We start from the raw sequence: 12,247 nt of genomic DNA, 5'->3' as shown, positions 1-12,247 counted from the left end.
TTAGTCTAGATGGGTCCAAAGCAGTTTTACTCAGCAATTCCCCAGATCTGGTTGGGCAGACTGGTGTTCAGCAGTTGATAGCTGTTGACGTCGGTGCTTCAAGTTGGACGGTTGTTTCAAAAAACGTCAGTGGTTTTGCTAATGATTGGGTGATTGAAGGCGGAATATCGAACAACGGTGCTGCCTATAGCTTTACCTCTGCTGCGTCCAATTTATCGCTCGGCGACTCGACGGCATTGTCTGGAGATTTATTCATTCAATTTAATGCGCCCCTCGCCGGGGGCGTTGCCATAACTGGATTGGCACGCGAGGGGCAGACCCTCACGGCAACAAATACGCTGTCCGATCCTGATGGACTCGGTCCCATCACCTACACATGGTATTCCAGTGGTTCTGGAGTCCCGATCAAAGTTGGACAGAATTTGACTCTGACCCAAGCTGAGATTGGTATGACTATCACCGTTGTGGCGAGCTATACCGACGGCTTCGGCAAGGCCGAGAGTGTGATCAGCGCGGCGACCAGCGCCGTGGTCAACGTTAACGACCTTCCCACGGGCAGCGTCACGATCAGTGGCACAGCCACCGAGGGCCAGACCTTGACCGCCACGAACACGCTGGCCGATTCAGATGGACTTGGCGTGATCGGTTACCAGTGGCAGTCCGCTGGGGTGAACATCAACGGTGCCACTGGCAGCACTTACACCCTGCAGCAGGGTGATGTGGGCAAAGCCATCACGGTGGTGGCCAGTTACACAGACAGCCTTGGCAAGGCAGAGAGCGTGAGCAGTACGGCGACCGATACCGTCACACGCTACAACACTGCCCCTTCGCTCACAGCACCGCTCGCTGCGGCTTATACAGATACGGCTGGCAATGACAGCTTCAGCATCAGCAGCGGCACACTCTTGGCCAGCGATGCCGAGAACGACGCGCTGATCTTCGGCATTCAAGGGGTTGTCGATGGTCTTGGCACCTCCGTCAGCCTGGGTGGTCTGTACGGTACATTGATGGTGAACAAGGCCAACGGAGCTTGGACCTACACACCCGATGGTGCGGCCATACAGGCGCTGGACAGCAACGCCAGCGAGAGCTTCACTGTGACGGTCAGTGACGGGCTGGCGGTGACCAGCCAGACGTTTGCTGTCAAGATCAATGCCTCGGTCGACATCCCCACGCTGACCTCCAAATACTTCTTGCTGGCCGGCTCGGGTGCCAACCATGTGGACTACCAGCTCAAGGCCAGCCCGTTGAGTCTGCAAGGCCAGTACATCAGCCAAGCGGGCACCACGGGGGTGGACACCATCCACGTTCGTGCTGGCTCTTCTATTGACTTCACCAACAGCGGAGCAAGCGCTGACAAGGTCTATCTTGATGGAGCCTATGCCAGCTATGGTGTTTTGCTCACGGGCAACGTGATGACGCTGTACCGCGGCAGCGGTGCCAGCCGAGAGCTGGTGCGAGTGGTCAGAGGTACCAGCCTGGTCAGTAGCGACCTGCTGGTGTTTGCTGATGGCAGTGTCAGTACTTGGGACCTTTTTAACCTGCTCAGGAGCGGCACCCAATTGCCCAGCCTGGGCAGCGAAACGACTCAGGCACCGCTTGGGGCAGCTGCACCGGGCAGCACTCTGAGCGCCACGATCAAAGCGTTTGCCTTGGACAGCAGCGGCGAGACCTTTGCTTCTGTCGGACAAGGCATGAAGCTTACGGCCGTGGGCAGTGTCGGTGTGGACACGGTGTACGTGAGTGACGGCAGCACCGTGGACGCCACCTTGCTGGGTGCCAGCAGCGACCTGATTTACCTGCGTGGCAACTGGGGCGACTACAGCAAAAGCGTGGCCGGTAGCGTCCTGACATTCAGCCGCCTCGTTAACGGCCAGACCGAAAGCGTCAAGGTGATTGGTGGCAACGGTGCGCTCAACGACAAGCTGATATTTGCCGACGGCGCGGTGCTCTCCAACAACGCCAAGCTCGCGCTCAACACCAACCTGAACGCGGCCATCGAGACCGTTACCGGCTACGACCTTAACACCACCACACCGGGCCTTCGCCCAAGGCTGCAAGCCAGCGCTTTGGACAACGTGAGCAACCTGGACGTGAGCTCGGACATCGTGTTGAGGTACAGCGATTCGGTGACTGCTCAGACGGGCAAGTACATCCGCATTGTTGACGACGGTGGAGCGGGTTTCCGTGGTGAGAGCAGCAATCACACCCAGCTGATCGCCGTCACTGACAGCACGCAGGTGAGCGTCGTTGGCGGTAAGGTCACGCTCAACCCTACGTTTGATCTGGACCTGGCGAGCAACTACCACATTGAAATTGACGCAGGTGCCTTTGTGGGTCAAACATCGGGGCAGGCCACAGAGGCCTACAACGGCAGCAGCAGTCTGAACTTCAGCACTGTCACGCCGGGTACCGGTGTCTTGGCCAACGCGGTGGCGTCACAGTTCATGAACAGCAACGCAGCGATGGTGGCAGGACAAAACTGGCTGGACATTGAAGGAATTGGCAGCCCATCGGGCAGCGCTGTGGCGCTGGACTTGGCGGGTGGCAACTACGCGCTGGTGGCCAAGGACTACGACGCCACAGGAGGCAACAGCAGTACCGGCTACGACGGCATTGCGCTGGGAGACCTGAAAGTGGCGTTGAACAACTTTGCGTTGGGGGATCTGGTATACATCGACGACCAGTTCAACAACGTGAGTGCCCAAAATGATCTGACGCTCGCGGCGGTGCTGGACCAAGGCACAGCCCCTACCTTGATTCAGTTCTCTGACACCAACTTTGGGGGCTTTATGGAGGTCACTCTCTTTGGCTCTACAACCACCTTTGACTCCTTGGCTGCGTTCAACCAATTGGTTGGCGGTGTGGCCGTGATTTCGGCGTGATGCGCGAGGTTACAGGCGGCATCTGGCTTTCCGGGTTGAGCGGCTGCCGCATGCGCTCCAGTTGCATGCCATCCACGCTTGAACGCACGCCCAAAGAACCGCTGCCCGCACGGACTGTAAATTTGCGCAAGGCGATGTCCAGCGCCTCAATGACCGGGTAAGCCGCGCAAGCCTGCACGATGCGCGTCATCAACCGCTCTTGGGTCTCGTACAGCCCGTCGGCGGCCAGTCGTTCGATCTCGATCACCAGCGGGTCGTAGTCGAACACATGCGCCATGCCGTCTTCGGGAATCAGCACCAGATCGGGGGCGATCCACAGCGTCAAGTCCAGCGCGTGGTACTCGGGCACGGTGTCGCCGGGGGCGTAGGTGCCGATGCGGGTGGCCAGGTGAAAGTCTTTCAGCTCGATCCGGCTGGCGGTGGGTGATGTGGGCAAGTGCATGGGGGTCATCAAGATTTAACTTTTCAAGCGGCGATTCTTGCGGCTTTTTTCAAAAAATGCGTCGGGCTTGGTTTGCACCCAGCGGATGAAGCGGGCCATCTCTTCGGGTTGCTTCAGGGCCTCGACCGTGGCGTAGGTGCGGGCCAATTCGGTCTCGGTGAACAGCGCATGGATTTGCCGGTGGCAAATGCGGTGCAGCACCACGGTCTGTGCGCCCCCGTGGGACTTGGGCACCAGATGGTGTGCGTCTTGTTGGCTGGGCGGAATGGGCCGCTCGCACAGCGGACACAGTACGGCGTCGCTGCGCGGTGCGGGCAGGGCTTCAAGCTGGGCTTGAATGAGTTTTTTGCGAATGCGCCCTGTCACGGCAACAAGACTGTTTGAACCATCGCCCAAGGCTACAACAGACCGATAACGGCACAGGCCGCACAGGGCGATTGATCCCGCTTGCTTTCAGGGCATCAGGTCAATCAAGATCTCGTTGCGCCGATTCCAAGGCAGGGTGAAAGGGTCGTCGTAGCGGGCGATTTGGGCGGTGGGGCTGAGCTTGAGTTGGCGAGCCTGCGCCCAAACCCGCAGGCGCTCGGTCTGCTCCTGAATGCTCGCTTGTGTGGTGAAGCCGCTGAAGCGCAGCGCCACCGTTTCGTGCTCGGGCACGGGGCGCAGCTGGATTTGCGGGTTGAGCGGCTGGGGCAGGGTCTGCACGCTCTCGGCCGACGGCATCACAAAATGCACGCGCCAACCCTGGTCGTCTGGCACCACGGTCACGGGCGCGGTCATGGAAATTTTGCGCTGCGCACCCAGCCCGGCTTGCAGGTTGTCGCCAAAAATGTAAGAAGCGATGCGCCGAAAGCCGCTGCGGCTGGCGGCATCGAAGTCGCCCTGGATTTGCGTTTGCGCCACCGTGAAGGCGGCGTAGCGGCGCACCTCAAACGGTGGGTCTGAAACGAGCACGGTGTAACGCGGTTCTTCAACGGCCATGGCGGATCCACTCAAAAGGAACAAGACGGGAAATAAGAGGGGTGGTAAGAAGGGCGATAAGAGGGAAAAAAGCCAGCGCATCGGAGTCTTTCATTTGGCGAGTAGGGTCATGACAGCAAATTCAGGCGTGCACCTCGGTCCGCTGGCGCACGCCTGCGGACGCTTGATCAGCCCCTGACCATGCGCATCACCTCGCCCGCATCCAGGGTGGACGCCCGGGCCTGGATGTCGCCCGAGTGCTGCTGTTGCAGGGTTTTGCCGCTGCTCAACAGGCCTTGGTAGGTTTGGCGCAGCAAGTCGGTTGACATGACACGACCGCCTGCGTAATAACGTTTGGCCAAATGGCCGAGCGCGTAAGTGCTGGCAAATGAAAACGCCATGCCCGTGGCTTGGCTGCCAATACCGCCCAGCAGCTTGCCCCCCGCCTTGCCCAGCAAACCGCCCAGCAGCTTGCGGCCAAACTCTTCGATGTATTGCGAGGTCAGGCCCACACCCGCAGCGGCAATGAACTCCTTGATGTGCCCTTGGTCGAGCGACACGCCATGGGCCAGGCCCACGCGGTAGACCATTTTGATTTGCAGCGGAATGATGGCCATGGACGCCCAGGACTGGGGCAGCAACTCCAGCGCGCCGTTCAAGATGGCGTAGTTGAGGATGGAGCGGTCGATGGCAGCGTTGTCCACGGCGGGCGCAGCGGGGGCGGCGGGCGAGGCGGGCACTGCAGGCTCAGCGGGCGTGATGTGTGCCAGGGGCCCGGCCGATGCGGCGCCCACTGCGCCGGCCAGGGCGACGCCTGACAAAGCGGTGGCCGTCGCCACAGCGTGCAGCGGCGCGGCAGCTTCTTCGGCATAAGCGGCTTGTGCCAAGGCGTGGGTATGCGCGGTGGTCTCGGGCTCCGCACCGCCCAGCTGCAAATCGGTTTTGAGGCGCTGCAAAAACGCCGTCTCGGCTGGGCTGCACAGGCCGTCGGCGTGGCACACGGCGGTGGCCCACTCATAGGCCAGTTGGCGGTGCATCGGCTCTTGCAGCTGCGCTGCGGCTTGTTGCGCCGACAAACGTCCCAGCAGCGCGGCTTGCACAGCCTGGGCGAGTTGCCTGGCGCCACCTTGCTCGTCGAGCTGCAAAGACAGGTCACGCACAAAGTCGCGCTCGGCTTGGGACTTCTCTCCATCGGCCATGGCGGCGTGAACCATGATGGCCAAAAGCGCTTGCTGGGTGGGGGCGTTGATCATGTGACTTGCAGGAATTGAATGGGGTTGAAGACAAAAACCGATTCAAGCACATGGGGCCAAAAGGGTACCTGTTGGCGAGGGGCAATGACCTGTGGCTAAAGGGAATTGACACGCTTTGCGCAGGCGCTGCGCTTTTGACAACGACGCGCCTCATGGGGATCGGTGAAAAAGAAGAGGGTATGCCCCTCAAGGTATTTGTTGCGCTGCGTGTTTCACACGCAAGATTTCGACGGTTCGGCTCTCGGTCAGCACGCGGTAAAACACGATGTCGTTCGGGTGCACCACCAGTTCGCGCAACCATTCGGGCAAACCTGGCCGGCCCTGCCGACCAAGCTGTGGGTGCTGTGCCAGCCTCCCCGTCTTGTCTCGCAATTCTTGGCCAAAGCTCTGGGCTCGCGTGGGGTTGTCCTTGCCGATGTAGCGCACGATGGCGCGCAAGTCTTCGCGGGCCATCGGACGCCATGCGACGCGAAAAAGCGGCTGCGTCATGCTCGTATTTTCTGACTCAAGGCATCCAGCTCGGCGGCCATGTCGGCCATGACGTCATCGTGCGCAATGCTTGGTCGCGGGTCATCCAGCGATGCCTGGATTTCGCTGGCCAGCCACTGGTTATAGGCGGCGGCTTCGTGTGCACCGCGCATGGCGTTGGCCCTGCCTCGGTTACCCGCAGTCGGTTCTTTGTCGGCCGGGTCGTAGTCGGTCGCGTCGAACTGGCCCACTGTGATGCCAATTTCTCGCAACACATTGAACGCCGCCAGAGGATTGCCAAAGCGGCGCGGCTCGGTGCTGCGGGCCTTTGACAGCAGGGCGCCGGAGCCGCTGCGGGTGTCGATCTGAACCAGAAACGCCCCGCCTTGCCCCTTCAGGGTCACGCCCGACACACCGCCGGCGTCGTTTGCAGCACGCAGCTGCTCCAGGGTGATGCTTTGCATGATGGGCTCCTTGTCCGTTGCGTTTGAAAACAAGGTTGATTGTGCAGGTATTCAAGGAGCCGTGCAATCTGGCGAGGTCTGTCACCATGTGATGCGGGGGGCAGTCCCCGGGACAAATCAGCCAAGGGACACCGATGAACTTCCACGCCAAAGCCTTGCTGGCCTTTCTCACTTTTCACGTCATCGTCACGGGCGGCGGACTGATGTTTGACCAGGTACCGCAGGCACTTGGCCAAGGCGCGAACGAGAACGACGCCCAGCTGGTGGGCGCGGTGCTTTGGGCGGTGTGGTGTCTGACGCTGTCGATGGGCGCGCTCGGGATGGCGTACCTGGGGCGGGCGGCTTGGAAGTTGGGCGGGGGAGTTTGTGGCGTGGCGGGGTACGGTAGCGGGGATGGACGGACGAACGATCATCCTGCCCATGCGGAACAATCATAAAATTTGAAGCGCCGTGACGGCGAGCCGTGTCACCCGTCATGAATACCCGCCAGTGTCCATCGTCGTGCCGGGGGCTCCTTTTTTCAACATGCCCTTCATCCGCAAACTCATCCAAGACGCCAAGGCTGGACACTTCACCGCCGTGTATCTGGTGCTCGAATTGATCGCGGTCGGGATCACGGTCGCGCTGCTGATCACCTGATCCCCACCGCTCAAGGTCTCGTTATACTGTTCATCCATACAGTATTCGGCACCCCCCATGCTCGCCCTCATCGACGGCAACAACTTCTACGTCTCCTGCGAACGCGTCTTCCAGCCCTGGCTGCAAGGCCGGCCGGTGGTTGTGCTGTCCAACAACGACGGCTGCGCCATTGCCCGCAGTGACGAGGCCAAGGCCCTGGGCATCAAAATGGGCGCGCCTTACTTCCAGCTGCGCGAGCTCGAGCGCGACGCCGGCCTGATCGCCCTCTCGGCCAACTTCGCCCTCTATGGCGACATGAGCCACCGCATGATGAGCCTGGCCGCAGGCCTGGGCCACAAGCAAGAGGTCTATTCCATCGACGAAAGCTTTGTCGACCTCAGCGGCATCCGTGGCGACCTGGTGCGCCGCGCCCGCACCATCCGCAAACGCATCCACCAATGGATCGGCATCCCCACCTGCATCGGCATCGGCCCCACCAAAACCCTGGCCAAACTGGCCAACGCCATCGCCAAAAGCGCCGAACGCAAACCCGGCAGCTACCCGGCCCAACACGCCCAAATCTGCCACCTTGGCGCGTGCACCCCCGAAGAACTGCAGGCCCTGCTGCAGGCCACCGAAGTGGGCGACGTGTGGGGCGTGGGCCGCAAGATCGGGGCGCAACTGCGCGAGAACGGCATCCACACCGCGCTCGACCTGCAACGCATGAACCCGGCCGCCGCCAAAGCGGGCTGGTCGGTCGTGCTGGAAAAAACCGTGCGCGAACTGAACGGCACCCCCTGCATCGAGTTCGAAGACGAACCCCCGCCCAAACAACAAATCGCCTGCACCCGCAGCTTTGGCCACCCGGTGACCGAGCTGATCGAGCTGCAAGAAGCCATCACCGAATTCGCCTGCCGCGCCGCAGAAAAACTGCGCAAACAAGGCAGCCACACGGGCCAAATCATGGCCTTCATCCGCACCAGCCCCTTCCGGCAACAAGACCCGCAATACAGCCGCAGCGCAAGCATCCCCCTGCCCAGCCCCACAAGCGACAGCGCCCACATCACCCAGGCGGCCAACGCCATCGTCAAACGCCTGTACAAACCCGGCTACAAATACGCCAAAGCAGGCGTGATGCTGATGGACCTGCAACCGGCCACCCGCGAACAACTGACCCTGGACTTTGACGAGACCATGCCCGAAAACCGCGTGCGCCTGATGCTGGCCATGGACCAGCTGAACCAGCGTTATGGGCGAGGGACGCTCAAGCTGGCCAGTGCGGGGGCAGGGCACACCGCCAAACTCTGGCACATGAAACAGAACTTCAAAACGCCGGGTTACACCACCGATTGGGCCAACTTGTGCACGGTGCAGATGGACGTTTGAGGTCAGAAGCAAAGCGATTAGAATTCGCCGACCGCCCGGTTGGTTAATTTGGCAAATTGGGCATCAACCTCACAGAAAGCTCTCAACCATGTCCCAAGTCCTGCAAAGTTTCATCGGTGGCCAATGGATCGGCCAGCAAGGCGCACAAAATCTGCGCAGCGCCCTCAATGGCCAGACGGTTTACCAAACCCATGCCGAAGCCATTGACTTTGGCGACGCGGTGCACCATGCCCGCACTGTGGGCCTGCCCAACCTGCTCAAGCTGGACTTTCAAGAGCGCGCCCAGCGCCTGAAGGCCTTGGCCAAGTACTTGGGTGAGCACAAAGAGCAGCTCTACGCCATCTCGGCCCACACGGGTGCCACCCGCGCCGACAGCTGGGTGGACATCGAAGGCGGCGCGGGCACTTTGTTTGCCTATTCCAGCATGGGCAGCAACGAACTGCCCAGCGGCAACCTGATCCACGAAGGCCCGGCTTTTCCTTTGGGTAAAAAAGGCGGCTTTGCGGGCACGCACATTCTGGTGCCACGCGGCGGCATCGCGGTGCACATCAACGCCTTCAACTTCCCTATCTGGGGCCTCTTGGAAAAGTTCGCGCCCAGCTTTTTGGCCGGCATGCCTTGCATTGGCAAACCCGCTTCGTCCACCAGTTACCTGACCGAAGCCATGGTGCGCTTGGTCGAGCAATCGGGCATCTTGCCTGCCGGTTCGCTCCAGTTGGTGATCGGCTCCACGGGCGACCTGCTGGACCGCCTGAATGGCCAGGACGTGGTGACCTTCACCGGCTCAGCCGACACCGCCGCCATGCTGCGTGTGCACCCCAATGTGGTCAAACACAGCATTCCTTTCAACGCCGAAGCCGATTCGCTCAACTGCGCCATCCTCGCGCCCGATGTGACGCCCGACGACGAAGAGTTTGATTTGTTCGTGAAAGAAGTCGCCCGCGAGATGACCGTCAAGGCGGGCCAAAAATGCACCGCAATCCGCCGCGCCATCGTGCCGCGCCAGCACCTGGATGCTGTCGCCGAAAAGCTTAAAGCCCGTCTGGCCAAAGTGGTGGTGGGTGACCCATCGGTCGAGGGCGTGAAGATGGGGGCCCTGGCCTCACATTCGCAACAAGCCGACGTGGCCGAGCGTGTGGCCCTGCTGCGCCAAAGCGCCGAGCTGGTGTTTGGCGGCGGTGCTGGTTTCAGCCCAGTGGGGCAGGGCGTCGAGGGCGGTGCTTTCTTCCAGCCTACGTTGCTGCTGTGCCAGAAACCTTTGCAAACCGACAGCGTGCACGACGTGGAAGCCTTTGGCCCCGTGAGCACGCTCATGCCTTACGACGGCATTGACGAAGCCCTGCAGCTGGCCGCTCGCGGCCAAGGCAGCCTGGTGGGCACGCTGGTCACCAAAGACCCGCAAATTGCTGCCCGCGTGATCCCGGTGGCAGCCGCCTTGCATGGCCGCCTGCACATCCTGGACCGCGAATCTGCGGTGGAATCCACCGGCCACGGCTCGCCGCTGCCTCCGCTCAAACACGGTGGCCCCGGCCGCGCAGGCGGCGGTGAAGAACTCGGCGGCATCCGCGCTGTCAAGCACCTGATGCAGCGCACCGCCTTGCAAGGCTCGCCCACCATGATCGCCGCCGTCACGGGCGAGTACATGCGCGGTGCCAAGCTGATCGAGACCGAGGTTCACCCCTTCCGCCGCCACTTTGAAGACCTGCAGATTGGCGAGAGCTTGCTCACCCACCGCCGCACCGTGGGCGAAGCCGACATCGTGGCCTTTGGCGGCCTGTCGGGCGACTATTTCTACATGCACTTTGACGAGATCGCTGCCAAGGATTCACCGTTTGGCAAGCGCATCGCGCACGGCTACTTCGTGTTGTCTGCAGCCGCCGGCCTGTTCGTTTCGCCCGCGCCCGGCCCGGTGCTGGCCAACTACGGCTTGGACACGCTGCGCTTCGTCAAGCCCGTGGGCATTGGCGACACCATCCAGGCGCGCTTGACCGCCAAACGCAAGATCGACCGCAACAAGAAAGACGCCAACGGCGTGGGCCAAGGCGTGGTCGCCTGGGACGTGGAAGTGACCAACCAGTTGGGCGAGCTGGTGGCCAGCTACGACATCTTGACGCTGGTGGCCAAGAAGGGCTGAAACTGGGTCATGCAGGCCGCGCTTTCAGGCGTCTAATTGATGAGGCCCGATGAAGTCTGCATGAACGTTTTTTTGTTGTAGGAGCGACGCCCCCGTCGCGATCACCCCCGCAGACCACCAAGAATCGCCCCGAGGGCGGGGCTCCCACAAAATGCAGGGCAATCTCCCCGTAGGAGCGACGCCCCCGTCGTGATCCCCCCGCAGACCACCAAGAATCGCCCCGAGGCCGAGGCTCCCACAAAATGCAGGGTAATGCCCTTGTAGGAGCGACGCCCCCGTCGCGATCACCCTCGCAGACCACCCACAATCGCCCCGAGGGCGGGGCTCCCACAAAATGCGGGGCAATCTCCCCGTAGGAGCGACGCGCCCGTCGCGATCCCCCCGCAGACCACCAAGAATCGCCCCGAGGCCGAGCCTCCCACAAAATGCAGGGTAATGCCCTTGTAGGAGCGACGCCCTCGTCGCGATCACCCCCGCAGACCACCCACAATCGCCCCGAGGCCGAGGCTCCCACAAAATGCAGGGTAATGTCCATGTCGACAATCCTTTCACTTTAACCTTCACAGGGCCTGAGGCCATTGCCATGACTATTTATGACCGCTACGTCTTGCCCTACCTGATCGACATCGCCTGCGGCCTGCCCATGGTGCAGGCGCAGCGCCGCCAGTTGGTGCCCCAAGCGCAGGGTCGTGTGCTGGAGATCGGCATGGGCACTGGCCGTAACCTGCCGTTTTACGACCGAACCCGCATCACTCGCCTGGTGGGTGTGGACCCGGCCATGCAGATGCACCGCTTGGCCCAAAAGCGCAGCCGCGAAGCAGGCATTGAAGTGGAACTGATGGGCTTGTCGGCCGAGCAATTGCCCACGGCCAATGCCAGCTTTGACACCGTGGTCTGCACCTACACCCTGTGCAGCATCCCGGATGCGGCACAAGCCCTGCGCGAGATGCGCAGGGTGCTGGTGCCGGGCGGCAAGCTCTTGTTTTGCGAACACGGCCGGGCACCTGACGAAGCTGTGCGCCGATGGCAGGACCGCCTGCAACCGCTGTGGGGTCCGCTGGCTGGGGGCTGCCAGCTGGGGCGTGACATACCTGCTTTGTTGGAAGAAATAGGCTTTGCATCCAGCATCCAGTCGGGCTACCTGGCGGGTCCGCGCCCGATGACATTTCACTACTGGGGCCAAGCGCAAGCGGCGTGAGTTGGCGCATCCGGGATAATCCCGCCCATGAGATCCCCTATTGCCGTCGTTGACGTTGACCGTTGCGAAACCTGGACCCGTTACAAAAACGGTTTGTGTGACACCTGTGCGGCCAACTGCTGCACCATGCCGGTCGAGGTCAAGTTGGCCGATCTGGTGCGGCTGGAGCTGGTGGACCCCTTTGAGGCCGAGCACGAAGACCCCAAACAAATTGCCAAGCGCCTCTCCAAAGCCGGCTTGATCGAGCATTTCAACTTCAAGAACAGCATCTTCAGCTTGGCACGCCGTGCCAGCGGCGACTGCCAGTTTCTGGATGCCAAAACCCGCCGCTGCACGGTGTACGACAAACGGCCCAACACTTGCCGCTTGCACCCGCAGGTGGGGCCACGTCCCAACCATTGTCCTTACGGCAACAAAGCGCAGTCGCGCTGAGGGTGTT

13 protein-coding genes are annotated in these 12,247 nt (G+C 61.5%); 7 read left to right on the top strand and 6 right to left on the bottom strand.

Annotated features, from left to right (window positions below; translation table 11 throughout):
• Positions 1-449: 449 nt before the first annotated feature.
• On the top strand, positions 450-2,885 hold the full coding sequence (locus AMM41_RS19460) for an Ig-like domain-containing protein (protein WP_089963291.1): 2,436 nt from the start codon (positions 450-452) through the stop codon (positions 2,883-2,885).
• On the opposite strand, the gene AMM41_RS19455 is transcribed toward AMM41_RS19460, so the two are convergent.
• The 6 genes from AMM41_RS19455 to AMM41_RS19430 form a co-directional block, all read right to left on the bottom strand.
• The gene (locus tag AMM41_RS19455) at positions 2,845-3,327 is read right to left on the bottom strand and encodes a dihydroneopterin aldolase (RefSeq protein WP_089963304.1); all 483 of its coding nucleotides are present in this window, start codon (positions 3,325-3,327) and stop codon (positions 2,845-2,847) included. The two genes, AMM41_RS19460 and AMM41_RS19455, sit on opposite strands and share 41 nt — an antisense overlap.
• A 15-nt stretch (positions 3,328-3,342) precedes the next feature.
• A complete protein-coding gene (locus tag AMM41_RS19450) occupies positions 3,343-3,693 on the bottom strand; it encodes an HNH endonuclease signature motif containing protein (protein ID WP_228769367.1) in 351 nt (116 codons plus the stop codon).
• Between the two features lie 87 nt (positions 3,694-3,780).
• On the bottom strand, positions 3,781-4,308 hold the full coding sequence (locus AMM41_RS19445) for an SOUL family heme-binding protein (RefSeq protein ID WP_158273319.1): 528 nt from the start codon (positions 4,306-4,308) through the stop codon (positions 3,781-3,783).
• Between the two features lie 167 nt (positions 4,309-4,475).
• Positions 4,476-5,540: a DUF533 domain-containing protein gene (locus AMM41_RS19440; protein WP_194944886.1), complete on the bottom strand. Its 1,065-nt coding sequence runs from the start codon at positions 5,538-5,540 to the stop codon at positions 4,476-4,478.
• Between the two features lie 186 nt (positions 5,541-5,726).
• Entirely contained in the window at positions 5,727-6,029 is a 303-nt protein-coding gene (locus AMM41_RS19435; RefSeq protein WP_089963287.1) for a type II toxin-antitoxin system RelE/ParE family toxin, read from the bottom strand.
• Positions 6,026-6,472, bottom strand: a complete 447-nt coding sequence (locus AMM41_RS19430) for a type II toxin-antitoxin system RelB family antitoxin (RefSeq protein ID WP_089963285.1) — start codon at positions 6,470-6,472, stop codon at positions 6,026-6,028. The genes AMM41_RS19435 and AMM41_RS19430 overlap by 4 nt, the downstream gene beginning before the upstream one ends.
• Before the next feature lie 134 nt (positions 6,473-6,606).
• Between AMM41_RS19430 and AMM41_RS19425 the strand changes: the two genes are divergently transcribed.
• The 6 genes from AMM41_RS19425 (at position 6,607) to AMM41_RS19400 (ending at position 12,240) form a co-directional block, all read left to right on the top strand.
• On the top strand, positions 6,607-6,909 hold the full coding sequence (locus AMM41_RS19425) for a hypothetical protein (RefSeq protein ID WP_089963283.1): 303 nt from the start codon (positions 6,607-6,609) through the stop codon (positions 6,907-6,909).
• A gap of 52 nt (positions 6,910-6,961) precedes the next feature.
• On the top strand, positions 6,962-7,111 hold the full coding sequence (locus AMM41_RS19420; protein WP_194944885.1) for a hypothetical protein: 150 nt from the start codon (positions 6,962-6,964) through the stop codon (positions 7,109-7,111).
• 57 nt (positions 7,112-7,168) lie between these two features.
• Positions 7,169-8,476 (top strand): Y-family DNA polymerase, encoded by a 1,308-nt coding sequence (locus tag AMM41_RS19415; protein ID WP_089963279.1) that lies wholly within the window; start codon positions 7,169-7,171, stop codon positions 8,474-8,476.
• A gap of 88 nt (positions 8,477-8,564) precedes the next feature.
• The gene (gene paaZ / locus AMM41_RS19410; RefSeq protein WP_089963277.1) at positions 8,565-10,610 is read left to right on the top strand and encodes a phenylacetic acid degradation bifunctional protein PaaZ; all 2,046 of its coding nucleotides are present in this window, start codon (positions 8,565-8,567) and stop codon (positions 10,608-10,610) included.
• Positions 10,611-11,193: 583 nt separating this feature from the next.
• On the top strand, positions 11,194-11,808 hold the full coding sequence (locus AMM41_RS19405; protein ID WP_089963274.1) for a class I SAM-dependent methyltransferase: 615 nt from the start codon (positions 11,194-11,196) through the stop codon (positions 11,806-11,808).
• Positions 11,809-11,835: 27 nt separating this feature from the next.
• Positions 11,836-12,240 (top strand): YkgJ family cysteine cluster protein, encoded by a 405-nt coding sequence (locus AMM41_RS19400; RefSeq protein ID WP_019430691.1) that lies wholly within the window; start codon positions 11,836-11,838, stop codon positions 12,238-12,240.
• The last annotated feature ends 7 nt before the right edge of the window (positions 12,241-12,247 follow it).

The organism is Limnohabitans sp. 2KL-3 (assembly GCF_001269405.1).
Lineage (GTDB): Bacteria > Pseudomonadota > Gammaproteobacteria > Burkholderiales > Burkholderiaceae_C > Limnohabitans_A.
This window is presented reverse-complemented; position numbering and strand designations above follow the sequence as displayed.